The organism is Nocardia sp. NPDC056064, assembly GCF_042266925.1.
Classification (GTDB): Bacteria; Actinomycetota; Actinomycetes; order Mycobacteriales; family Mycobacteriaceae; genus Nocardia.
Genome location: NZ_JBHJWO010000001.1, coordinates 2,826,269 through 2,847,963 on the forward strand (window position 1 = coordinate 2,826,269; position 21,695 = coordinate 2,847,963).

The window sequence follows — 21,695 nt, forward strand, 5'->3', positions numbered from 1 at the left end:
ACGCACACCGTGGAACCGGACACACCCCGCCCGCTTCCCCCCACCCGGGCCCCGGCCGTGCTTACCATCGGCTCATGCGCAAGCTCGGAGTGTTCGTGCTGGTAGCCGGGATCGCGGCGGCCCTGACCGGCTGCGACACCGAGGACGCGCCCGTCGCGACCCCCGCGGCGCCGAGCACCTCGACCACCGCCCCCACGAGCACCACCAGCACGTTCGTCGAACGCAGCGGCGAGGTCCCCACCGACAGCACCCCCAAGTCCGGCCCGGCCTCCCCCGGTGCCGCGCTGACCGTCACCGACATCCGGATCGCCCACGAAGCGGGCTTCGACCGGGTCGTCTACACCCTGGGCGGCAGCGGAACCCCCGGCTGGAAGGTGGCCTACACCGACAGCGCGGTCCAGGACGGCAGCGGACGACCCGTCGAGGTGGCTGGCGAATCGATCCTCGAGGTCCGCATCCTGGGCTCGGCCTACCCGTTCGATTCGGTCGTGCCTCCGTACGACGGCCCCGATCCCGTGACCGATCCCGCCGCCCCCGCCATCACCGGTGTGTACAAATCGCTGGTCTACGAAGGCGTCACACAGTCGTTCATCGGCATCGCCGCCGGGTCCCCGCCGTTCGCCGTGACCGCGCTGGCCGACCCGCCGCGCGTGGTCGTCGACATCGCGACCCGGTAGCTCTACCCCTACCGCGTCGGGGTATTTCCGCACCGGTGATCCCGCTGGTTAGACTGGCTGCCGTGGACGAGCGGCGATCGCACTCGCGGGCTCCTGGTATCGCCAGGGCCCTCGCCGTGCTGGTCCTGCTGGCGGGGATCGTCGCCATGCACTCGGCGGTTTTCAGCACCGGTCACGCCGAGCATTCCGCTCCGGCCCATCACGCCGAACTCACCCAGGACGCCGCGACCCCCGCGCCGGTCGACACCGATTGCGGCGCCGCCGGTTGCACCGAACACGCCGGAATCCACGGCTGTGTCTTCGTGCTGGCCGCCCTCGCGGCGGCACTCACCCTGATCCTGCTCTACCGCCTCGGTGACGGCGCCGCGATCGTGCGCTCCGCGCAGCTGATCTGGCGGGGCAGGCGCGAACGGTCACCGCCGTGGACCGTCCTGACCCTCTCCCAACTGGCGATTCTGCGGATCTGACAGGTCGGCCGTCCCCACGGCCCGCCCTGTCCGACACCACACCCGAATCCCCAGGAGGATCACCCATGTCCAGCACCCGTACCCGCACCCTGGTTCTCGTCGCCGCCGCGGCCGCCACCACCCTGTTCGCCACCGCCTGTGGCGACGACATGGGCGGCAACACCCCCACCACCGTCGCGCCGACGACCACCACCAGTTCCGCCGCCGCGCCCGTCGAGTTCAACGACGTCGACGTCACCTTCCTGCAGATGATGTACCCGCATCACGCGCAGGCGATCGAGATGGCCCAGCTGGTGCCGAGCCACACCCAGAACGCGCAGCTCATCGCGCTGGCCGCGCAGGTGGAACAGGCCCAGGCCCCGGAGATGGCCCAGATCACCGAGCTGCTCACCTCGTTCGGCAAGCCCGCCCCCAGCGCGGACGGGCACGGCGGTCACGACATGCCCGGCATGATGTCGCAGGCGCAGATGAGCGAGCTCGAGGCCGCCCGTGACGCCGAGTTCGACCGGCAGTGGCTGGAACTGATGATCGAGCACCACGTGGGCGCGGTCGATATGGCCGACACCGAGCTCGCGGGCGGGATCAACACCGACGCCCGGGCGCTCGCGACGAGCATCGTGGCCGATCAGCAGGCCGAGATCGACACCATGCGCGGCATGCTCGGCCAGTAGCGCACCGGCGCGGCGCCGGGCCCGACACCCCGGCGCCGCGTCTCGGTTGGTCATCGAATCGGCCCCCACGAGCTGACGCCACCCCGGTACAGCCAGTACGGTCGAGAGGCACATCCTTGAGGGAGGAGAAGGACCATGCGGGTACTGGAACGAGTGGGCCTCGGCACCGCGCTCGCGGCGACCGCCACCGGAGTGATCCTGATCGGCGCCTGCTCGACGCAGGTACCGGGCAACCCGGAGGCGAACCTCACCGAGCTCGCCCAGTACACCTCGGAGGTGGCGGCGTCCTCGGCAGCGGCGGCGTCGTCGAAGGCGGCCCAGATCCAGGCGGCCAACGACACCGCCTGTGACGGCCTGCGCGCGGCCAACAAGAGCTCGGTCGCCTCCTTCAACGCCTATATCGATGCCAGCAACAACCGGGCACCCGATACCGACACCAAGGCGGGCGAGGCGGTCACCACCCTGCGCAACAACGCCAAGGACCTCTCCCGCAAGCTCACCCCCGACGTGATCGTGGACCTGTCGGGCCCGCTGGGCATCTACCGCGACCAGACCAACACCCTGGCCGACACCCTCGACCGCCGCGCCCCCACCGACGAGCTCAACGGCGTGATCGACACCTTCAACGCGTCCAAGGACGACGCCATCGAGGTCTGCCAGCCTTACGGCAGCTGACGCCCCGTAACAAGAACGTGACCGTTCACGATTCCCTCCCGGAGACATCAACGGGAGGGTCGCGTGTACGGCTATCTGAAACATGTTGTGGCAGGAGCGGTCACCGCGCTGGCGCTCACCTCGGGCGTGCTGCTGCCCGGCACGGCGCAGGCCGACCCGGGCACCACGAAGCAGTGCGAGGTCAGCTCCGGGCGCTCCCCGCAGACGGCGACCGCCGCCGAGGTCGGGATCGATCCCGACGGCCTGGCCCGCGCGATGGACCTGGCGATCGACCCCACCCGCTTCAACATCCAGCTCTACCGCAACAACTGCCTGGTCGCGGGCAGCCCGACCAATCCCGAATCCGGTGGCGTGGCCTGGAATCTGTGGAGCGGCACCAAGAGCGTGGTCGCGCTGGTGGCCGGGCTCGCCGTCGACGCGGGCAAACTGCGGATCGACGAGCCGATCGGCACCTACCTGCCCGCCGGCCTCGGTGACGACGCGCACCGCGCGATCACCGTGCGCAACCTGCTCACCGAGTCTTCCGGGATGGAGGTGGCGGTCGCCGCCGAGGGTGCGACCGGGCTGGCCCAGCTCGATCCCAATGTCGTGGCCCAGGCGTTGGCCATGCCGATCGAACGCCCGCAGGGCACGATGTTCCGCTACAGCCAGCGCGCGGTGGACCTGCTGGTCTACGTGATCCAGCAGTCCGTGGGCGAGGACTTCCAGAGCTTCACCCAGCGCGAGCTGTTCGACCCGCTGGGCATCCCGCGCACCGACTACTACTGGGCCCGCGACCGCGCGGGCAACACCTACGGCCACGCACACCTGATCCTGCCGCCCGACGACTTCGCCAAACTCGGCCTGCTGGTGGGCAATCGGGGCAGCTGGAACGACCGGCAGGTGATCTCCGCCGACTACATGCGCCAGGCGCTCTCACCCTCGGCGAGTATGCCGTGTTACGGCTTCCTGTTCGTCATCAACGGGGAACCGTGCCGGCTGGAATTCCCCGGTCTGCCGCTGGACGCGGTGAAGATGTCGGGCATGCTGCGCAACGACAGCTACATCGTGCCCAGCCTCGGACTCATGCTGAACTGGACCGGCATCGCGACTCCCGGCGCGTCCTCCAACTACACCCACAGCGTGATGCGCGCGCTGATCAACTCCTTCCGCGATCCGGTGCTGCCGGACCCCGGTGAATACCAGCAGGCTCCGGACGTGAGCGTCACCGATCCCATGATCGCGCGCCCGGACGCCTTCTTCGGCACCCTCGGGGTGGGCCCCTACGCCTACCCCGGCTGCAATTTCCTGGACTGCCTGGGCGAGACCCCGAAGGCCCCGTTCGCCGACGCGCCGCCGGGATGCCTCATCCTGGGCTGTGTCGGCACCGATCCGCGCACGCCCGGCATCCGCTGAGGCCCCTGGGCGGGCCGGCCCTGGTCGCGTATTCTGAACCGGCCGGACATGACCAGTCAGTACCGGCCTGCCGACCAGGGGAAGGAGCCGCCCCCATGCCCGCACCGCTGCGCGACAGCGCGGTGCCCAAGCACGAGCAACTGCGCGCGATCCTGCTGCAGAAGTGCACGCGGGAGCTCCAGCCGGGCGACCTGATGACCAGCGAGCGCAATCTCATGCAGGACTACGGCGTCAGCCGGATCACGGTGCGTGAGGCGATCGGCCAGCTGGTCAACGAGGGCTATCTGGTGCGGGTGCGCGGCAAGGGCACCTTCGTCGCGCACCGGCCGGTGCAGTCGCGGCTGCATCTGGCCTCGTTCACCGAGGAGATGCGCGCGCTGGGCCACCACCCGACCACACTGGTGCTCGTCGCCGAGGAGGACATCGCGCCCGAGGCCACCGCCCGCGCGCTGCGCCTGCCGCAGGGCGCGCGCGCCTATCACGTGCGCAGGCTGCGCCTGGCCGACGAGGACCCGGTCAGCGTGGACGACGCCTGGTTCAATCCCGAACTCGTCCCCGGCCTGATCGCCCACGACCTGACCGGCTCGATCTACCGGACCACCGCCGAGCGCTACGGCAGGCCGATCGAACGCGCGGTGCAGACCGTCGACGCCCAGGCCGCCGAGTCCGGGGTGGCGGCGCTGCTCGGTGTCAAGAAGGGTTCCCCCGTCCTGCATTTCGACCGGGTGTCCTTCAGCGCGGAGGTGCCGATCGAGCACACGCACAGCTGGTACCGGTCGGATCGCTACCGGGTGCAGATGGAAGTGGGGCAGCGCGGGGCCGCGACGACCTAGGCCGACCAGGTCCGATCTGGTGTGAAATCCACATATTTCAGTTACCGTCTGGGTGCTATCACAGCGAAGTGCTCGGAGGTATCACCCGTGTCCGTATCCACATCCTTCACCCGCGCGGGCCTGCTGGCCACGCTCGCCGCGGCCACCCTGCTCGCCGCCGGCGGCACCGCGAGCGCCGCGGGCGGCGCCGACTGGGACCTGTTCCCCTCCGGCTCGGTCGAACTCGGCCCGCCCACCGGCAGCGGCGCGGGCTCGGTCGACGCCGACCTGGGCAGCAGCACCGGCTCCTTCGACGCCGACCTCGGCTCGGGCGCACCGCGTCCCGGCACCGGCTCGGGGCTGCTGCCCTGGTTCCTGCCGATCCCCGGTTCGGCGGGCTGAGCCCCGCTCCGGCGCGCCCCCTCCCAGGCGCGCCGGACCCGCTCAGATGATCGTGCCCACGTCGGTGCGGACCAGATTGTCCAGCGCGCGCTCGGCGACGGCGGCGATCGTCATCGACGGATTGCAGGCCGCGGTATTGCCCGGCATGAGCGCACCGTCGAGCACATAGAGTCCCCGCTGCCCGAGCACCCGCCCGTCCAGATCGCACACCGTGCCCATGTTGGCGCCGCCGAGCGGATGCCAGGTCGACGGGAAGGCCAGATTGGTGTCGAGCAGTGTGCTGCCCGGTCCGGCGATACGCCGCACGGCGGGCGCGATATGCCCCTCCTGGATGGCCCGGTCGCCGTCCCCGGGCCAGCGCAGTGTCGCGGTGTCGCTGCCCGATTCGTAGACGAATTCCCCGCGCCCCGCGCTGACGCCGTACCCGACGAGCATGGTCGACCCCGCGTCCAGCGACACCGGCGGGATCGACGCCTGGATGACGGTGAACGCGTTGTGCGGATCGTCCCAGTTCTTGCTGCCGTAGACCACCGGACCGCCCTGTGCCGCACCGAATCCGGCGGCCGGGTCGTGCCACACATAGATACGGTCGGCATTGGTGCCCCAGCCGCGGCCGAGCTCGTCGGGCAGGTCGGTGATCTGGCCTTTCGCCGCCGCGCGCACCAGCAGCCGGGTGGTGTTGAGGCTGCCCGCCGCCAGCACCAGCGTGGTCGTGGTGATGATCTTGGTTTCCTGGACGGTGCCGGTGAGGTCCACCCGGTCCACGTGCACCACCCAGCGGCCGTCGGCAGCGCGTTCCACCTCGGTCACTTCGTGCAGGGTCTGCACCTCGACGAGCCCCGTCGCCTCGGCGGCGGCGACATAGGTGACGTCGACGGAGTTCTTGCCGCCGTTGTTCACCCCCATCGCCCCGTCGCCGTTGGTGTAGGACGGTGCCATCTCCCCGCGCAGCTCGGCCAGCGCGTAGTTCCAGTCGATGGGCATCGGGATCTTCGACAGCGGATAACCTTCGGCGCGCACCCGGTCGGCGAATATCCTTGCCGCCGCGTAGTTCTCGGTCTCGATCAGCTCGTCGGGCGCGGTCGCCAGGCCGAGCATGCGCGCCACGCGCGGATAGTGCACCCGGTCCATCAGCCCCCAGTCGAGCTCGGCCGGGAAGTGCGTCTCGAACACCTCGCGGGTGGGTTGCAATGACATGCCCTGGTAGATCAGCGATCCGCCGCCGAGTCCCGCGGCACACAGCGCGGTCATGCCCGCGCCCGGAACCGCTTCCACCAGACCGGTGTACGGCTCGAACAGCATCGGCCGCCCGAACAGCACCGGGTCGGAGCGGTGCCACAGGATGCGCTTGTCGGGCTGGGTGGCGTGCGGGAAGGTCTGCGCGTTCGGGCCGGTGGCCCAGCGCTTTCCGCGTTCGAGCAGCAGCACCGGCACGCCCGCCTGCGCGAGCCGCAGCGCGGTGACGCCGCCGCCGAACCCGGAGCCGATGACCACCACGCGGCGGTCCTCGCGGGTGAGCGGGATATTCGTGCGCGGACGGGCTCCGGCACGCGGGGCGACGGCCAGGCCGAGGCCCAGCGCGGCGGCACCGGTCAGCAGTGACCGGCGAGTGAATGTCGACATGACACAACAACCTTCATCGATGAACGGGCTTGCGGCCCAGGGGTTTCGATCAGCTCGCGCGTTGGGCGAGCATCATTCCCAGCAGTCCGGCCTCCCGGCCCTGGCCGGTGATCATGTCGCGGGCGGCCCGCTTCACCTCACCGTCGAGCAGGAGTCCGTCCGCGGCGGTGGCCATCCGCAGCCCGCCGTAGTGGTGGCGCTGCATGAGCCGCAGGAACAGCACCTCGGCCGCGGCACCGCGCGCGGCGGACAGTGCGTCGAGCTCGGCGGTGCTCGCCATGCCCGAATCATCCTGTGCCGCAGCGCCGTGGTGGGCCGAGGTCATCCAGGACATCGGCTCGGCGTTCGTCACCGGCGCACCGGCCAGCCGCAGCCAGCCCAGCAGCATGCCCAGCTCGGTGCGTTGCGCGTCGGCGATCTGGCCCGCCAGTGCCAGCACACCGGGCCCGGCGCCGGGGTCGAGTCGCTGCACCAGCACCAGCGCCTGACTGTGGTGGGCCACCATGTCCTGGACGAAGGCGATCTCGGTCGCGGTCAGCACCGGCGCGGGTGGGCTCGAGGAGACCAGCGGCCGTAGCGCCGCGCCCATGGCGAGCAGCAGCACGGCCAGCGCGGCCTGGGCGAGCAGGCGGAACACCTTGGGCGCCTTCATGATCCGGTGGTCGATCGCTGGTCGGCCGGTGGCGTGTACACCGCGGGCGAGAGTTCCATCGCCAGGAACCCGTTGTCGGCGCAGGCCGTCCACAACTGATTGCCGCGCCACTCCGGCGGCGCGAAGCACCAGTCGGTGGACAGGTCACCGAAAGCCAGTGTGCCCGTGCGTGAACCGCTCGCCTGCGTGGGGTCGAACTGCCCCTGGAGCACCGCCTGGGCCACCGACGGTGCCGCCAGCAGCGGCGGGCCGATGATCGAGGCCAGGGCGTGCGGGGAGTTCCACAGTTCGGCGTTCTCGCCGGTGCGGGCGGGCGGGTTGAAGTAGGCGATCTCGTGGATGTCGCCGGGGTCGCGCACATCGAAGACCCGGATGCCCGAGGAGGTCCAGCTGCACGCGAGCGCGGTGGGGTCGGCCGGGCGGTCGGCGGCGCAGTAGTGCGCGTCGTAGGCGAACAGCGACCCACCCGAGGCCGAGGCGATCATGCTGTCCTGGTGTTCGGGCTGGTTGATCGCGAGCTTGATCGACCGCACGAGCCGCGGATGCCGACCGTCGGAGACGTCGATGAGCTTCACCCCGCCCGACCCGGCCTCGTCCACGGCGAACACGTGCGGTGTGCCGCCGTAGCTCACCGGCACGGCGTGCTGGGTGGCCCAGCCGTCCGTCCAGGGCATATCCGCGAGTTCATGTACGTGAGGCGCGCTGTCGCGGCGCTGCACCGCGCTCACGTCGAGGATCTTCAGCCCGCCGGTATTGTTCGCCAGATACATCCGGTTGCCGTCGGGCGCGATGCCGAAACCGTGCATGGACAGGCCGGGAATGCCCTGCCAGATCACCCGTGGCCGGGCCGGATCGGTGAGGTCCACCGCGCTGAGCAAGCCGGGCGCGACCCCGGAACTCCAGTAGGTGTTCCCGTCGGGCGAGAAGCCGCCCTCGTGGGCCGTGATGGGCAGGGGCAGCGCGAGGTCCGAGCCGGGGCCGGGATTGAGCAGGCGCGGGTGCGCGCAGTCGGAGATGTCGTAGACCGACAGCAGGCCCGCGCCGGTCAGTGCCGGGACACCCGTGCCGACCAGCAGTCTCCTGGCCTCGTTCACCTTCAGGCTCTCCCAGGTGCCCGCCAGCATGGCCGGTTCGGTGAGGGTCGCGGTGTGCACCGGCGCGGCCGGATCGGCCACATCGATCACCCGCACGCCCTGCGCCGGGCCGAGCAGGTTGCCGGGGAAGAAGGTGCCGATATAGGCGCAGTGGTCGAAGGTCACCGAGGTGATGCCGCCGCCACGCCCGGGCGACGAGCCGAGCAGGCGGATATTGCAGCGGTACCCGTCGCGGCTGCGGCCGCTGTCGCGATCGGCGGCGGGGACGTCGCCCTGCAGGCCGGGTTCGGGCAGGGAGCCGGGCAGACAGCCGGCGGTGCGGGCGGGTGGGTCGGCGGCCGCGGGCACGGCGGCGGCGATCGGCATCGTCAGCAGCGCGGCGGCGAGGACGCCCCAGCGGCGGACGGTGCGCGAGAACGAGGAAGTCATGGAGTTGTCGTCGACCCCGGACGGGGGTCGCCTTTCGCTAGGAGATGCGCGGTGGCGGACGAGGCGTGCACCGACCTCATCCTGCGGTAACAGCGTTACCGGAGCGCGACGCTACCATTCACTCGTGGGAAAGGGACCAGAATCGGACGCTTCCGCCAAGATCATCGCGGCGGTCCTGGACCTGCTGGACGCCGAGGGCTACGAAGCCGTCCAATTACGCGCGGTCGCCGCGCACGCCCATGTCTCGCTCGCCAAGATCTACCGGCTCTTCCCCACCAGGGACGAACTGATCATCGCCGCGCTCGAGCAGTGGATGCAGGTGAACACCTACGCCGAGGTGACGGTTCCCGGCGAGGACGAATCCGTGCGCGACTGCCTGAATCGCATGCTGCGCACCGTCTTCGAGCCGTGGGAACGCAACCCCCGGATGCTCGAGGCCTACCACTACGCCCGCACCGGCCCCGGCGGCGAACGTCTCGACAGCCAGGGCCTGGCCGCGGTCCTGCCCGCCGCCGCGGTCGCGCTGCGCGATCTCGACCCCGGCTACCTGCACGATCTCGGCCTGATCCTGGGCAATATGGTGCTGGCCCTGATCGGCCGCTTCGCCACCGGCGCGCTGCCGAGCACCGAGATCCTGCCGACGCTGGAACGCACGGTCTACCGGTTGACCGCCGACAACACCGCCGAGGCCGCCCGCGCCCGACCGAGCTGACCCTTTCTCGCACAGCGTCTTCCGGGATTCGCTGGGCGGATGCCACGTCCGCATTCCGCGCACCGGGCGAGCCGCGCCGTCACCGCTCAGTGATCGCGCGCCCGCGCCCTGATCAGATTCGCCAGCCGATCCAGCGACTCCTGATTGCGCATCGCGAAGACGAGATCCTGGGCCGGTCCCGGCACGAAGCGCGCGGGCCCGCTCACCGCCCGTTCGACCATCCGGATCGTGGTCTGTCCCGGCACCGCCTCGGTGAGCGTCAGCTCGATCGAGGCCGAGCCGACCGACCACAGCCGCGCCTCCAATTCCAGCCGATACGGCCGGTCGACCGCCCGCACCACCGTGGTGTCCCTGATCAGCACCGGCCACAGCCCGAACCGGTAGTGGATGCGGCTGCCCACGGCGGGCCAGCCCGGGTCCACCTCGCCGATATGCGACGCGCCGACCACCCAGCTGGAGTAGAGCCAGCCGTCGGCCAGCGACGCGAAAGCCTGCTCCGGCGGCACCGGCACGGTGACCTCGGCTGTCAGCACGTCTGTGTTCCCATCGGTCGCGGGAGTCGGGCCTGTCCAGGGTAATTCGTCGCACCGGCCCGTGCCGGGTGGGATTTCCCCGCGCGACCCGCACGGCACGCCGAATCGCGAAGATGCGGGAAAATTGCTGTACCCCGTTGCGACGTGGGATCGTTTCCCTCATGTCCACGGAAGAACCCCGGCTCGGCGACAAGCCCGGCCCGGCCGACGCGGCTGCCGAACACACCCTGTTCGGGCATCCGATCGGGTTGACCAACCTCTTCGGTGTCGAGCTGTGGGAGCGTTTCTCCTTCTACGGCATGCTCACGATCCTGGGCTACTACCTCTACTACTCCACCACCGAGGGTGGCCTCGGCCTGGATCAGGGCACCGCGCTGGGCATCGTCGGCGCCTACGGCGGCCTGGTCTACCTGTCCACGGTGCTCGGCGGCTGGATTGCCGACCGGGTGCTGGGCATGGAACGCACCGTGTTCTACGGCGGTGTGGTGGTGATGGCCGGCCACATCGCGCTGGCCGTGCTGCCCGGTCTGAGCGGCGTCGGGGTCGGCCTGGTGCTCGTCGCCCTGGGCAGCGGCGCGCTCAAGGCCAACGCGTCCTCGCTGCTGGGCACCCTCTACGCGCCGGCGGACGCGCGCGTCGACGGCGGCTTCACGCTGTTCTATCTCGGCATCAATATCGGCGCCTTCACCGGCCCGCTGCTCACCGGCCTGCTCCAGCGCGAATGGGGCTTCCACGCCGGTTTCGCCGCCGCCGCGGTCGGCATGGCGCTGGGCCTGACCCAGTACGTCGTATTCCGCCGCAATCTGGGCACCCACGGCCGCGAGGTGGCCAACCCCATCACCCGCCGCGAGCTGACCCCGGTGCTGATCGGGGTCGCCGTCGCCGCCGTGGTGGTGGTGATCGCCATCGTCGCCGGGCTGATCACCCTGGACAATCTCTCCGATGTCACCACCGGCGTCATCGTGGTGGCCTCGATCGTCTACTTCGCGGTCCTGCTGAGCAGCCCCAAGGTGACCCCTATCGAACGCACCAGGGTGCGCGCGTTCATCCCGCTGTTCATCGCCAACGCGGTGTTCTGGTCGCTGTTCCAGCAGATGTTCACCATGCTCGCGGTCTACTCCGACGAGCGCATCGACTGGAACATCTTCGGCTGGGAGGCGCCCGCCAGCTGGATCGGCTCGGTCGAGCCGGTGTGGATCATCACGCTCTCGCCGCTGTTCGCGCTCATGTGGACCAAACTCGGCAACCGCGCGCCCAGCACCCCGATCAAGTTCGCGCTCGGCGTGATCGGCATGGGTATCGCGTTCTGGTTGTTCGCGCTGCTGTCGGGTTTCGAGGGCAAGACCGTGCCGGTGCTGGCGGTGTTCGCCATCCTGGGCGGCTTCGCGATCTCGGAACTGCTGCTCTCGCCGATCGGCCTGGCCGTCACCACGCACCTGGCGCCGCAGGCGTTCCGGTCGCAGATGATGGCGCTGTATTTCTTCTCGGTCGGTATCGGCACCTCGATGGCGGGCACGCTCGCGCGCTACTACAGCCCCGACAACGAGGCGGCCTATTTCGGCATCAGCGGCGCCGCCGCCATCGCGGCGGGCCTGGTCGTCGTGGCCATCGCCCCCTGGATCAAACGCCACATGCAGGGCGTGCACTGACCCGGACCCGGGTAATCCACGAAGACGTTCTGCACAAAAAGGAGAAACACCGTGTCGACACCGGAATCCACCCCAGGAGCGCGCCGGGCAACCGGGCGCGGCAGCGGACTGTTCCGCACCAAATCGGTGGAGCAATCCATCCTCGACACCGACGAACCCGATTCGCGGCTGCGCAAAGACCTGACCGCCTGGGACCTCACCATCTTCGGTGTCGCCGTCGTCGTCGGCGCGGGCATCTTCACCCTCACCGCGCGCACCGCGGGCAATGTCGCCGGGCCGTCGGTGTCGCTGGCCTTCGTCTTCGCCGCCGTCGCCTGCGGCCTGACCGCCGTCTGTTACGCCGAGTTCGCCTCGACGGTCCCGGTGGCGGGCAGCGCCTACACCTACTCCTACGCCACCTTCGGTGAACTGGTCGCCTGGATCATCGGCTGGGACCTCATCCTGGAATTCGCGCTCGCCGCCTCGGTGGTCGCCAAGGGCTGGTCGCAGTATCTGGGCACCGTCTTCGGCTTCGAATCCGCGACCGTGCAGTGGGGTTCGGTGACCTTCGACTGGGGCGCGGTGACGCTGCTGGCCGTGCTCGGCGTGCTGCTGGCCGTCGGCACCAAGGTGTCCTCACGGGTCTCGGCCATCGCCGTGGCGATCAAGCTCGGCGTCATCGCACTGGTGCTGGTGCTGGGCGCCACCTACTTCAAGGCGTCCAACCTGAGCCCCTACATCCCGCCGTCGCAGCCCGCCGAGGACGGCGCCAGCGGCCTGCACCAGTCGCTGTTCTCCTTCGTCACCGGCGCCGGTGACAGCAACTTCGGCTGGTACGGCCTGCTCGCCGCGGCCAGCCTGGTGTTCTTCGCCTTCATCGGTTTCGACGTGGTCGCCACCGCCGCCGAGGAGACCAAGAACCCACAGAAGGCCGTGCCGCGCGGCATCCTCGGCTCGCTGCTCATCGTCACCGTGCTCTACGTCGCGGTCACCCTGGTACTCACCGGCATGGTCCCCTACACCGACCTCGCCGGCGACAACGCCACCCTGGCCACCGCCTTCGCCATCCACGGCGTCGACTGGGCCAAGAACGTCATCTCGATCGGCGCCCTGGCCGGCCTGACCACCGTGGTGATGGTGCTGTTCCTCGGCCAGACCCGCGTCCTGTTCGCCATGGCCCGCGACGGCCTACTGCCGCGCTGGCTGGCCCACACCGGCTCGCGCGGCACGCCGGTACGCCTGACCGCCATCGTCGGCGTGATCTGCTGCGTGCTGGCCGGTTTCGTCGACTTCGGCACCCTGGAAGAGATGGTGAACATCGGCACCCTGTTCGCCTTCGTCCTGGTCTCCATCGGCGTCATCGTGCTGCGCCGCACCCGCCCCGACCTGCCCCGCGGCTTCCGCGTCCCCTGGGTCCCGTTCGTCCCGATCCTGGCCGTGCTGGCCTGCCTGTGGCTCATGGTCAACCTCTCGGTCGACACCTGGCTGCGCTTCATCATCTGGATGGCCCTGGGCTTCGTGGTCTACTTCGCCTACGGCCGCCGCCACTCCATCCTCGGCAAATCCACCCCCGACCCCCACTGACCAGCACGTCGAGACAGCCCGGCCACCCCGGCGCGCTCCCCCGCGACACGCCGGTCCGACCGAGAAAACCGACACGATTCCGGTACACCCGTACGAGTCGCTAGGCTGTCCCGAACGCCCCTATAGCCCAATTGGCAGAGGCAGCGGACTTAAAATCCGCGCAGTCTGGGTTCGAGTCCCAGTGGGGGCACTTCGGTGTCGCACGGCCGGTAGCCTGATCGCGGTTCACAGAGCCGGTCGTTCACCAAGCCCGCTGTCCGAGGATTCGCTTGAAGTACATAACCACCGCGTCTGCTGCCGAGCAGAACGCCGCAGTTCAGATGCGTGTGCTGGGCTTCAGCGATGCACGTGTCACGAAATCCGGTGCGGACGGCGGTATCGACGTGCGCGCCACCGGGGCGGTCGCTCAGGTCAAATGGCGCGCGGGCCAGGTCGGCAGGCCCGACCTGCAACGCCTCTTCGGAGCGCGCGGGAATCGGTTCGAACTCCAGCTTCTCTTCTTCGCGGCCGCGCCCTACAGCGCCCCTGCCAGGGCCTACGCCGACGAGGTCGGCATGGCGTTGTTCACCTACGATCCCACCGGTCGCATCGTCCCGGTCAATGCGGCGGCGAAACGCGTCGAAGCCAACGGAACCAGCCCGGCCGGCGATTCACCACGCGCGCGTCCGCGTGCCGAAATGCGCACCGTGGACAAGGTTGTCGTCGACCGTCAACGTCAACTGGCCGCCGAGCGGAAAGCGGCACTCGCACACACCCGCGAGCAGTGGAAGGCTCGTGGAATCCCACCGAAACGTCTGGATCTCGCGAAGTCGCGCCGGGCGCCGAGCTCGAACCCCTCACCTTCGGCGAGTTGGAACCAGCCCCTTCCGGCGAAACCCGCTGCGACTCCACCGTCGCGAACTCGACAAGCCCAGCAGGCGCAAGCTGTCGAGCGGATGCTGGCGCTCGCGGACACACGCCGCCGGATGCAAGAAGCGGTCGCTGCGAGGAAAGCTATGCCGGCCGAGGTCAGAGCGAAGCCCGCCGAACGGAGCGTTGCTCGGGCCGGACGACAGGTATCCCGCTTGGCCCTGTCGGCCGCGCTGGCCGGATCAGCTTTCATATTCGGCACCGCGGCGTTCGCTGAGCAGTCCAACAGCGATGGTCGGGTGCCGGCCGAGTTCATAGTTCTGACAATCTTGTTGGCTATCGGCGCCGTGTGGCAGTTCTTCAGATACCTGCGTACACCGCATCGCACAGCGTCGGACCGTGGCCGGGTGTAGCCGAAGAACAGCTTTTCGGGGGAACTACGCCACAGTTGTGCCGAGTCGGAGATCGATGTGCTGACGTGGCACTATGTTGGTCCGGCAGACGGACGCGACGACGCGGACGGGTTGGTTCTTCGACAGCGCAGCGAAGGGATCGGCATGCATTCTGTGGTGGCCTGGATCGTCCGCGTGGGTTGCGTGCTGGGCTTGGTGGTGACCGGGATCGGGTTCGGCGGGGCGGTCTCGGCGGGGCCGCCGGACTCACCGGTCTGCGCGTGGCGGTTCATATCGAACAGCACGGTGTTGAATGTGGCGTTCCCCGATGCGAATTCGACGTACTGGGTGATGCCGTATGCGTTGGGGCCAGGGGATTCGATCGAGTTGTCGGGGACGTATGCGGCGGCGCGGTATTTCTCGCTGAACACCTATGGGACCGATCTGGATACGGTCGATACGTTGCGCGACGATCAGATCGTGCCCGATCCGGGGAGTGCGAATCCGTTCGTGGACGCTTCGGCGGCGGCGCTGCCCGTGGAGCAGAAGCGGTGGCATGCCACGCTGGTGAACGGGCCGGGGGATCACAGCCGGAATCGGTTGCAGGCGGTGGCCAGTGGGCAGGGGTCGCCGATCGGGTTCGTGATCGTGCGGGTGTATGTGCCGGATGACCCGGCCTCGCTCAGCGGCGGGGTTCCGCTGCCGGATGTGAAGCTCTCGATCGCCGGGGCCGAGGTGCCCACCCAGCCGTGCGCGCAGCCGTTCGACCCGTCGGTCTACACCGGCCCGGTCGCCGACGTCGCCAAGGACGCCTTCGATCGCGTGATCGCCGGCGCCGCCTCGGGCGCCTTCCCTGGCAATACCCCGGAGGCCACCTTCAACAATCCGGCCAGCACGTCGGGCCTGTTCCCCAATGGCGACAACAAGTACATCGGCACCCGTCTCAGTCATCAGCCGGGCCGCCTGGTGGTGGTGCGCGGCAAGGCGCCCACCTTCCCGGACACCCGGGCGGGCCAGTCCCCGACCGACCCGGAGCAGGTGCGCTACTGGTCGATGTGCCAGAACGACCTGCGTTCCCCGTACCCGGTCGTGGCGTGCGCCGCCGACTTCCAGACCGCCCTGGACGGCTCCGGCTACTACACCTACGTCCTGGGCGCCCCCGAAGACCTGCCGCCGGACCTCGACCCCACCGTCACCGTGATCCCCTGGGGCAGCACCGATGTGGACAAGGTCCTGTTCCTGCGCAATATGATCCCGTCGCCGGCCTTCTACCCGGATTCGATTCAGGCATCACAGGATTCGGGCAGTGACCCCGCGACGTCCATGGGCGAGTACTACCCCGACACCGCGTACTGCGGCACCGAGACCTTCCGCACCGGCGGCGCGGCGGCCTGCCTCGGTAGCTGAGCGGACAGCACACCGCCCGCCGCCACGGTCGTCGGATCGGACCGTGGCGTCGGCGGGCGGGGAGTTCCTGTCCTACTCGCTGGGGGCGGGCAGGTCGCAGTTGTCGACCTTGGGGTTGACTCCCATGTAGTTGAGGGGGCCTGCGATCGTGGTCACCGCGAGGGTGCCCAGGGTCGCGCAGTTCTGGTCACGGTCGGTGAAATAGCCGCGTTGAGCTGCGGCGATGACACCGATGAGCAGCCAGACCAGCACGATGATCGACAGGATGCGCGTGGTGTTGACCGGCATGATGTCCTCCTACGTGGTCAGCTCGGGCCGCGGTCAGTAGTAGTGCCTGCGGCCACCGACCGGACGGCCGACGGACCCCGCGAGGAGGAGGACGACGCCGATCACCAGCAGCACCACACCGATGGTGCTGAGCAGCGAAATGCCGAAGACGACTCCGGCGATGAGGAGTATTGCGCCGAGAAGAATCATGGAACTCACCTGTTCGGTAACAACTTTCGCGACGCGCCGGGTAGCGCGCCCCGTGACAGGCGTATGCCCGGTCGCGCCGATCACAAACAGTTCCGTCGAGAAGTTCTTCGCACCGACCGGGGTGGCTACGGGCAGCCCGGGTCGGGGGCGTCGACGAACAGCGGCTCACCCGCGCGGTTGAGGTAGGCGACGTACAGGACGGCGGGCTCGGTGCCGAGATTGCGGCCGACGTGCACGTGGTCGGGCCCGACGGTCTCGGACAGGCCCTGACCGGCGGCGTAGGTCGTCGCCACACAGTCCGCCTCGTAGCGCGTCACCTGACCTGCGGTGACGTAGGCGAGCACGGTGTTGTCGTGGTAGTGCCAGCCGAGCGTGCCACCGGGTGCGAGGGTGATACGCCGGAATGTGAACACACTCGGTAGCGAGGCGAAGGGACTGAAGGCGCTCACGTCGACCTGCGCCAGCGGCTCGACCGCCACCCCCGACGCCGGGGTCGCCGACGCCGGGGACGCGATGAGCACGGCCGCGGCAGCCACCACCACCGCGCCGCAGACAGCCTTCCGCGAGGCGCGCATCTTCGTAGTATACGAGCTTTCCACCCGCTTCGACCTGCGCGGATGCGAAAATTCCAGCGCTACCCGGCGGTGAGCCCCTTGGCGATGTGGGTGACCTGGATTTCGTTGGAGCCCGCGTAGATCATCAGGGACTTGGCGTCGCGGGCGAGCTGCTCGACCTTGTACTCGGCCATGTAGCCGTTGCCGCCGAAGAGCTGCACGGCCTCCATGGCGACCTCGGTGGCCGCGCGGGAGGAGTAGAGCTTCATGGCGGAGGCTTCGGCGAGGGTCACCTTGTCACCGGCGGCGGTGCGCTCGATGGCGTTGAACACCATGTTCTGCACATTGATTCGCGCGATCTCCATCTCGGCGAGCTTGAGCTGGATGAGCTGGAACTGCGCGATCTCCTTGCCCCACAGCGTGCGCGACTTGGCGTAATCGACACACAGGCGGTGACATTCGTTGATGATGCCCAGTGCCAGCGAGGCGATGCCGATGCGCTCGACGACGAAAGACTCCTTGGCACTGTCCTTTCCGTCGCCCTTGGCGGCGTTCTCGCTCTCGCCGAGCAGCCGGTCGGGGGTGATGCGGACGTTCTCGAAGAACAGTTCGCCGGTGGGCGAGGAGTTCATGCCCATCTTCTTGAACGGCGGGCTCTGCACGAAACCGGGCATGCCCTTGTCCAGCACGAAGGCGAGCACCTTGCGGTCACGGCGGTCGGTGCCGTCCTGTTCGTCGAGCTTGGCGTAGACGATGGTGACGTCGGCGTAGGGGCCGTTGGTGATGAAGGTCTTGCGGCCGTTGAGGATGTAGTCCTCGCCGTCGCGGCGCACATAGGACTTCATGCCGCCGAAGGCGTCGGACCCGGAATCCGGTTCGGTGATGGCCCACGCGCCGACCTTGGCCATGGTGACCAGGTCGGGCAGCCAGCGCTTCTTCTGCGCGAGGGTGCCGCGGCTGCGGATGGTGCCCGCGGCGAGCCCGAGGCTCACGCCCATCGAGGCCACCAGACCCAGGCTCACCCCGGCCAGCTCACTGTTGAGCACCACCCCCATGCTGCCCGCGCCGCTGAGTCCCCCACCCGACTTCCCGGCCCCGCTGTCGCCCGCTTCCTCCCGGGCCAGCGCCTTCTCCAGCCCGTCCCGCGCCATCTCGTCGATCCCGAAGGTGGCGAACATCTTGCGAATGATGTCGAACGGCGGCAGCGCCCCGCTCTCCAGCTGGTCGACGTGCGGGGTGATCTCCTTGGCGATGAACCCGCGCACGGCCTCACGGAACATCAGGTCTTCGTCGGACCACTGGTACATCTCTGGACTCCCTGGAGGATCGCCGGAACTTTTCCCTCAAATATAGAACACGTTCTAATTATCCAAGCGCTCTTGCGGTCGGCTCAGAGCATCGAAGAGCCAGCCGTGGGCGTGACCGATCGTCGTGGCGGTGCCGGCGAGCTGCGCGGTGAGAGCCCAGTAGCGATGGATGCGGCGATCACGGTCGGTGGCGTCGTGCAGCAGTTGGGCCCGGAATCGCGGCGTATCGCGTTCGGCGCGGACGCGGGCGTGCACGTCGACGAAGCGGTCGAGCTCGCTGCCCCGGTCGGGCCGCACTCCGCTGCCCACCAGCGGCAGCACGTCCACCAGCACCTCGCCGACACCGGTGAAGAGTCCGCGACGGTCCCGAATCGTCTCGGGACGCGTCCGCCACAACTGCCGGGAGACGGAGCTGCCCAGCGTGGCATCGCCGACGAGTGCGGCGAGTTCGGCGTAGGCGAGAACGTCCGCGGCCTCGGGGTCGGTGGGCGGGTCGGGGATGTTGCCGCAGACGAACGCGTCGAAATCGGCCTTCGGGAGCGCGGTCAGGACGCGTCGCCAGAATCGCACCAGGCACTCGCGGGCGGCGCGGCCGTCCTGCGCGGCGGCGAGCAGACCGAGGCGCGCTTCGCGCTGGTCCGGCGTGGCCGAGCCGAGGGCGCGCAGCGAGGCGCGCCGCCATGCCAGCGTCTCGAACTCGCGATCGAGGCGGTGCGATTTTCCACGGCGACGACTTCCGCGATCGACTGTTCCCCGCGCAGGACCTCGGTGATCGCGTCGAGGCCGAGGCCGAGGGCGCGTAATCGGCGGATCAGTACGAGCTGGTTCCTGGCGTCCTCGTCGAACAGCCGGTGTCCGCCCTGGCTGCGATGTGCCTGGACGATGCCTTCGTCGCAGTAGAAGCGGATGGTGCGCACCGGCAGGCCGGTGGCGCGCGCCAGTTCGCCGATGCTCACCATCGATCCGTCCTGCGGCACCGTGACCTCCCCCTCGATGAAGCCTTCAGGTTACGCAGCGGTTCGAGGTTTTCGCAGGTCCGTGGGGCTATTACCGTGGGGGTTATGAGTAGTCGGCGAGTGCCGGGTGGGGTGGTGCACGAGCTGCCCGCTGATCTGCGGGCGGCGTTGAGTGGGAATGCGGTGGCGTTGGCGGCGTGGCGGGATATCACGCCGTTGGCGCGTAACGAGTTCATCTGCTGGGTGGAGGACGCCAAGCAGGCCGCCACGCGGGAGCGGCGGATTCGGCGGACACAGGAGGAGCTGGAGGAAGGGATGCGGCGGCCGTGTTGCTGGCCGGGGTGTGCGCACCGTGAGCGGACCGGGCGGGCCTGAGTGCTAGGGGTGCGGGGCGCGGGTGAGCACGGGGGCGACGAATTCCTCGAGCATCAGGCGTTCGTCGGCGGCGTCGCGGCCGGGGGTGATCAGCAGCGAGACGATGACGCGGGTCAGCCAGCGTGACAGGCGGCCGCGTTCGGGGTCGCTCAGGTCCGTTCCGGCGAACATCGAGGCGGCCAGCGACTCGATCACATCGGACTCCTGGCTGATGCTGCCCGCGGGCCCCGCGTCGCCGCGGAACCAGGCGATGAGCAGCGGGTCGGCGCGGACCTGTTCGACCGCGCCGAGCATGGCGGCGATGACACGCTCGGCGGGGTCGTCGATGTCGCGGACCTGCTCGGCGAGCCGGGCGACGATCCGCCGCGTCTCCCGGTGGACGAAGGCGACCCGGACCGCCTGCCGGTTGTCGAAGTAGCGGTACAGCGTGGCGCGCGAGCAACCCGCCGCCTTGGCGATATCGGCCATGCCGACCGTGGTCACACCCTGCTCGGCGAAGAGTTCGGCGGCCGCGTCGAGAATGCGTTCGGCGGCCAGGTCGGCCCGGTCGGTGGCCAGCCAGTCTCCGCTCACACTGCTCCTCCTGCCGGGTCCGGACGCCAGCCGAGCCTACCCACTTCGCTCACTCGTCACGATCCCGCATGGAACGGGACCGAGATCGGCCAGCGCACGTAGTTCCCGTGCGACCACCGCACCCCGTCGAGGTCGACGGTGAACTCGGGACAGCGGGCCAGCAGTTCCTCCAGCGCGACGCGCGCCTGCATGCGGGCGGCCGCGGCGCCGAGGCAGTGGTGGTGGCCGTGGCTGAAGGTGAGGATGCGCTTGGGGTTACGCCGTACATCGAGTTCGCCTGCGGTGGGGCCGAATTCGCGTTCGTCGCGGTTGGCCGACCCATAGAGCAGCAGCACGCGGCGCCCGGCGGGGATGGTGGTGTCGTGCAGGGTGATGTCGCTGGTGGTGGTGCGGGCCAGGCCCTGCACGGGCGAGGTCATGCGGAGGAATTCCTCGACCGCGTCGGGGATGAGCGACGGGTCGTCGGCGAGCAGCCCGCGCTGGTCCGGTGACGCGCTGAGCAGTTGGACGGCGCCGCCCAGATTGCCGGTGGTGGTGTCGTTGCCACCGGTGATCATGGTGAAGGCGAAACCGAGCACGGCGATCAGGCCGTCGTTGTCACCGTCGGCGCCGAGGCCCGAAGCCAGCAGGTGGGAGATGGTGTCGTCGCCCGGTTCCACGCGGCGGCGGGCGATCAGCTCGGAGAAGTAGCCGACCAGTTCGCCGACGGCGGTGAAGGCGTGCTGGTCACCGGCGGCCAGCCCGGCGCCGGCGACCGCACCGCCGACGATGTTCTCGGTCCACTCGTCGAACTTGCCGTGATCGTGTTCCGGCACACCGAGATAGTGCGCGACCACCATGGTCGGCAGCGGCTTGAACAGCTCGGCGACGATGTCACCGGAGCCCGCGGCCCGCAGCCGCTCGATGCGTTCGACCACGAACCGGCGCACCGCGGGTTCGACCGAATTCACCTGGCGCGGAGTGAATCCCGGGGCGACGCGGCGCCGGAAATCGGTGTGCTCGGGCGGGTCCATGAACACGAACGGCTTGACTCCACCGAAACCGGCGGCGGCCAGGTCGACGTAGTCGACGGTCAGGCCCGCCGCCGAGGAGAAGTTCTCCGGGTCACGGGCCGCCGCCCACACGTCGGCGTGGCGGGACAGCACGTAGAAGTCGTGGTCTTCCCGCCCGTCCGGCACCACCCGGTGCACGGGGTCGTGCTCACGCAGTGCGGAATACATGGGCCAGGGGTCGCGCCAGGTCTCGCCGGAACGGAGTTCGAAACCGGCCGCGTGAGACATCGTTGTACTCATGACTCCAAGGTAAGACAAACAAGCAACTATGTCTAGCAGTAATTCGGTTGCCGCTCGCCGCGCCGGTGTGGCCTCCTGGATCGCGATGAAAAGACAACGCCCGGGGAACGCCCGGTCTCTGCGCAACGGCTTGAAACTGCACCGGCACGAGGTGCGGTC

General features: G+C 69.2%; 25 protein-coding genes and 1 tRNA gene. 14 read left to right on the forward strand and 12 right to left on the reverse strand.

The window, feature by feature from the left end; translation table 11 throughout:
- Positions 1 to 74: 74 nt before the first annotated feature.
- The 7 genes from ACFC06_RS12990 to ACFC06_RS13020 all read left to right on the forward strand — a co-directional run bounded on the left by ACFC06_RS12990 (position 75) and on the right by ACFC06_RS13020 (position 5,099).
- On the forward strand, positions 75 to 677 hold the full coding sequence (locus ACFC06_RS12990; RefSeq protein ID WP_375929941.1) for a hypothetical protein: 603 nt from the start codon (positions 75 to 77) through the stop codon (positions 675 to 677).
- 62 nt (positions 678 to 739) lie between these two features.
- Complete coding sequence (locus tag ACFC06_RS12995; protein WP_375929942.1) at positions 740 to 1,144, forward strand: DUF6153 family protein; 405 nt, start codon at positions 740 to 742, stop codon at positions 1,142 to 1,144.
- A gap of 65 nt (positions 1,145 to 1,209) precedes the next feature.
- Entirely contained in the window at positions 1,210 to 1,815 is a 606-nt protein-coding gene (locus tag ACFC06_RS13000; protein WP_375929943.1) for a DUF305 domain-containing protein, read from the forward strand.
- Positions 1,816 to 1,950: 135 nt separating this feature from the next.
- Positions 1,951 to 2,490, forward strand: a complete 540-nt coding sequence (locus tag ACFC06_RS13005) for a hypothetical protein (RefSeq protein WP_375929944.1) — start codon at positions 1,951 to 1,953, stop codon at positions 2,488 to 2,490.
- 87 nt (positions 2,491 to 2,577) lie between these two features.
- The gene (locus tag ACFC06_RS13010; RefSeq protein ID WP_375929945.1) at positions 2,578 to 3,885 is read left to right on the forward strand and encodes a serine hydrolase domain-containing protein; all 1,308 of its coding nucleotides are present in this window, start codon (positions 2,578 to 2,580) and stop codon (positions 3,883 to 3,885) included.
- A 95-nt stretch (positions 3,886 to 3,980) separates the two neighbouring features.
- Positions 3,981 to 4,718, forward strand: a complete 738-nt coding sequence (locus tag ACFC06_RS13015) for a GntR family transcriptional regulator (RefSeq protein WP_375929946.1) — start codon at positions 3,981 to 3,983, stop codon at positions 4,716 to 4,718.
- 87 nt (positions 4,719 to 4,805) lie between these two features.
- The gene (locus ACFC06_RS13020; protein WP_375929947.1) at positions 4,806 to 5,099 is read left to right on the forward strand and encodes a hypothetical protein; all 294 of its coding nucleotides are present in this window, start codon (positions 4,806 to 4,808) and stop codon (positions 5,097 to 5,099) included.
- Positions 5,100 to 5,141: 42 nt separating this feature from the next.
- Here the strand turns inward: ACFC06_RS13020 and ACFC06_RS13025 are convergent, their stop codons facing one another.
- Genes ACFC06_RS13025 through ACFC06_RS13035 form a run of 3 tightly spaced genes read right to left on the reverse strand, consistent with a single transcriptional unit; the run spans position 5,142 to position 8,834 of the window.
- On the reverse strand, positions 5,142 to 6,722 hold the full coding sequence (locus ACFC06_RS13025; RefSeq protein WP_375929948.1) for a GMC oxidoreductase: 1,581 nt from the start codon (positions 6,720 to 6,722) through the stop codon (positions 5,142 to 5,144).
- 49 nt (positions 6,723 to 6,771) lie between these two features.
- On the reverse strand, positions 6,772 to 7,374 hold the full coding sequence (locus ACFC06_RS13030; RefSeq protein ID WP_375929949.1) for a DUF305 domain-containing protein: 603 nt from the start codon (positions 7,372 to 7,374) through the stop codon (positions 6,772 to 6,774).
- Positions 7,371 to 8,834: an LVIVD repeat-containing protein gene (locus ACFC06_RS13035; RefSeq protein ID WP_375935451.1), complete on the reverse strand. Its 1,464-nt coding sequence runs from the start codon at positions 8,832 to 8,834 to the stop codon at positions 7,371 to 7,373. Before ACFC06_RS13035 ends, ACFC06_RS13030 begins: the two co-directional genes overlap by 4 nt.
- Positions 8,835 to 9,021: 187 nt before the next feature.
- Between ACFC06_RS13035 and ACFC06_RS13040 the strand changes: the two genes are divergently transcribed.
- A complete protein-coding gene (locus ACFC06_RS13040) occupies positions 9,022 to 9,609 on the forward strand; it encodes a TetR family transcriptional regulator (protein WP_375929950.1) in 588 nt (195 codons plus the stop codon).
- A gap of 86 nt (positions 9,610 to 9,695) precedes the next feature.
- Here the strand turns inward: ACFC06_RS13040 and ACFC06_RS13045 are convergent, their stop codons facing one another.
- A complete protein-coding gene (locus ACFC06_RS13045) occupies positions 9,696 to 10,142 on the reverse strand; it encodes an SRPBCC family protein (protein ID WP_375929951.1) in 447 nt (148 codons plus the stop codon).
- Positions 10,143 to 10,303: 161 nt separating this feature from the next.
- On the opposite strand from ACFC06_RS13045, the gene ACFC06_RS13050 reads away from it, so the two are divergent.
- From ACFC06_RS13050 to ACFC06_RS13070, 5 genes are all read left to right on the forward strand, one after another.
- Complete coding sequence (locus ACFC06_RS13050) at positions 10,304 to 11,791, forward strand: peptide MFS transporter (protein WP_375929952.1); 1,488 nt, start codon at positions 10,304 to 10,306, stop codon at positions 11,789 to 11,791.
- Positions 11,792 to 11,842: 51 nt separating this feature from the next.
- Positions 11,843 to 13,354 carry an APC family permease gene (locus ACFC06_RS13055; RefSeq protein WP_375929953.1) on the forward strand — a complete coding sequence of 504 codons (1,512 nt, stop codon included), beginning with the start codon at positions 11,843 to 11,845 and terminating at the stop codon, positions 13,352 to 13,354.
- Positions 13,355 to 13,470: 116 nt separating this feature from the next.
- Positions 13,471 to 13,544, forward strand: a tRNA-Leu gene (locus ACFC06_RS13060).
- Between the two features lie 79 nt (positions 13,545 to 13,623).
- A complete protein-coding gene (locus tag ACFC06_RS13065) occupies positions 13,624 to 14,616 on the forward strand; it encodes a restriction endonuclease (RefSeq protein ID WP_375929954.1) in 993 nt (330 codons plus the stop codon).
- A gap of 144 nt (positions 14,617 to 14,760) precedes the next feature.
- Positions 14,761 to 16,002 (forward strand): hypothetical protein, encoded by a 1,242-nt coding sequence (locus ACFC06_RS13070; protein WP_375929955.1) that lies wholly within the window; start codon positions 14,761 to 14,763, stop codon positions 16,000 to 16,002.
- A gap of 72 nt (positions 16,003 to 16,074) precedes the next feature.
- Here ACFC06_RS13070 and ACFC06_RS13075 read toward each other — a convergent pair whose 3' ends face one another.
- The 6 genes from ACFC06_RS13075 to ACFC06_RS13100 all read right to left on the reverse strand — a co-directional run bounded on the left by ACFC06_RS13075 (position 16,075) and on the right by ACFC06_RS13100 (position 19,299).
- Positions 16,075 to 16,290: a hypothetical protein gene (locus tag ACFC06_RS13075; RefSeq protein WP_375929956.1), complete on the reverse strand. Its 216-nt coding sequence runs from the start codon at positions 16,288 to 16,290 to the stop codon at positions 16,075 to 16,077.
- Between the two features lie 33 nt (positions 16,291 to 16,323).
- Entirely contained in the window at positions 16,324 to 16,479 is a 156-nt protein-coding gene (locus ACFC06_RS13080; RefSeq protein ID WP_375929957.1) for a DUF6131 family protein, read from the reverse strand.
- Between the two features lie 125 nt (positions 16,480 to 16,604).
- Complete coding sequence (locus ACFC06_RS13085; RefSeq protein WP_375929958.1) at positions 16,605 to 17,054, reverse strand: cupin domain-containing protein; 450 nt, start codon at positions 17,052 to 17,054, stop codon at positions 16,605 to 16,607.
- Between the two features lie 59 nt (positions 17,055 to 17,113).
- Positions 17,114 to 18,340 carry an acyl-CoA dehydrogenase family protein gene (locus ACFC06_RS13090; RefSeq protein ID WP_375929959.1) on the reverse strand — a complete coding sequence of 409 codons (1,227 nt, stop codon included), beginning with the start codon at positions 18,338 to 18,340 and terminating at the stop codon, positions 17,114 to 17,116.
- A gap of 54 nt (positions 18,341 to 18,394) precedes the next feature.
- Entirely contained in the window at positions 18,395 to 18,910 is a 516-nt protein-coding gene (locus tag ACFC06_RS13095; RefSeq protein ID WP_375929960.1) for a hypothetical protein, read from the reverse strand.
- Positions 18,886 to 19,299: a MerR family transcriptional regulator gene (locus tag ACFC06_RS13100; protein ID WP_375929961.1), complete on the reverse strand. Its 414-nt coding sequence runs from the start codon at positions 19,297 to 19,299 to the stop codon at positions 18,886 to 18,888. Before ACFC06_RS13100 ends, ACFC06_RS13095 begins: the two co-directional genes overlap by 25 nt.
- 102 nt (positions 19,300 to 19,401) lie before the next feature.
- Between ACFC06_RS13100 and ACFC06_RS13105 the strand changes: the two genes are divergently transcribed.
- Positions 19,402 to 19,671: a YdeI/OmpD-associated family protein gene (locus ACFC06_RS13105; protein WP_336084471.1), complete on the forward strand. Its 270-nt coding sequence runs from the start codon at positions 19,402 to 19,404 to the stop codon at positions 19,669 to 19,671.
- Between the two features lie 3 nt (positions 19,672 to 19,674).
- Here ACFC06_RS13105 and ACFC06_RS13110 read toward each other — a convergent pair whose 3' ends face one another.
- Positions 19,675 to 20,244, reverse strand: coding sequence for a helix-turn-helix domain-containing protein (locus ACFC06_RS13110; RefSeq protein WP_336084470.1), 570 nt, complete (start codon positions 20,242 to 20,244; stop codon positions 19,675 to 19,677).
- 56 nt (positions 20,245 to 20,300) lie between these two features.
- Entirely contained in the window at positions 20,301 to 21,536 is a 1,236-nt protein-coding gene (locus tag ACFC06_RS13115) for a cytochrome P450 (RefSeq protein ID WP_375929962.1), read from the reverse strand.
- Positions 21,537 to 21,695 lie beyond the last annotated feature (159 nt).

What these genes read in the sequence shown, in the direction of transcription:
- ACFC06_RS13090 (WP_375929959.1), bottom strand. Translation starts at nt 18,340, where the DNA reads ATGTACCAGTGGTCCGACGAAGACCTGATGTTCCGTGAGGCCGTGCGC.
- ACFC06_RS13100 (WP_375929961.1), bottom strand. Translation starts at nt 19,299, where the DNA reads ATGGTGAGCATCGGCGAACTGGCGCGCGCCACCGGCCTGCCGGTGCGC.
- ACFC06_RS13075 (WP_375929956.1), bottom strand. Translation starts at nt 16,290, where the DNA reads ATGCCGGTCAACACCACGCGCATCCTGTCGATCATCGTGCTGGTCTGG.
- ACFC06_RS12990 (WP_375929941.1), top strand. Translation starts at nt 75, where the DNA reads ATGCGCAAGCTCGGAGTGTTCGTGCTGGTAGCCGGGATCGCGGCGGCC.
- ACFC06_RS13115 (WP_375929962.1), bottom strand. Translation starts at nt 21,536, where the DNA reads ATGAGTACAACGATGTCTCACGCGGCCGGTTTCGAACTCCGTTCCGGC.
- ACFC06_RS13070 (WP_375929955.1), top strand. Translation starts at nt 14,761, where the DNA reads ATGCATTCTGTGGTGGCCTGGATCGTCCGCGTGGGTTGCGTGCTGGGC.
- ACFC06_RS13000 (WP_375929943.1), top strand. Translation starts at nt 1,210, where the DNA reads ATGTCCAGCACCCGTACCCGCACCCTGGTTCTCGTCGCCGCCGCGGCC.
- ACFC06_RS13080 (WP_375929957.1), bottom strand. Translation starts at nt 16,479, where the DNA reads ATGATTCTTCTCGGCGCAATACTCCTCATCGCCGGAGTCGTCTTCGGC.
- ACFC06_RS13005 (WP_375929944.1), top strand. Translation starts at nt 1,951, where the DNA reads ATGCGGGTACTGGAACGAGTGGGCCTCGGCACCGCGCTCGCGGCGACC.
- ACFC06_RS13030 (WP_375929949.1), bottom strand. Translation starts at nt 7,374, where the DNA reads ATGAAGGCGCCCAAGGTGTTCCGCCTGCTCGCCCAGGCCGCGCTGGCC.
- ACFC06_RS13035 (WP_375935451.1), bottom strand. Translation starts at nt 8,834, where the DNA reads ATGCCGATCGCCGCCGCCGTGCCCGCGGCCGCCGACCCACCCGCCCGC.
- ACFC06_RS13015 (WP_375929946.1), top strand. Translation starts at nt 3,981, where the DNA reads ATGCCCGCACCGCTGCGCGACAGCGCGGTGCCCAAGCACGAGCAACTG.
- ACFC06_RS13025 (WP_375929948.1), bottom strand. Translation starts at nt 6,722, where the DNA reads ATGTCGACATTCACTCGCCGGTCACTGCTGACCGGTGCCGCCGCGCTG.
- ACFC06_RS13050 (WP_375929952.1), top strand. Translation starts at nt 10,304, where the DNA reads ATGTCCACGGAAGAACCCCGGCTCGGCGACAAGCCCGGCCCGGCCGAC.
- ACFC06_RS13085 (WP_375929958.1), bottom strand. Translation starts at nt 17,054, where the DNA reads ATGCGCGCCTCGCGGAAGGCTGTCTGCGGCGCGGTGGTGGTGGCTGCC.
- ACFC06_RS13105 (WP_336084471.1), top strand. Translation starts at nt 19,402, where the DNA reads ATGAGTAGTCGGCGAGTGCCGGGTGGGGTGGTGCACGAGCTGCCCGCT.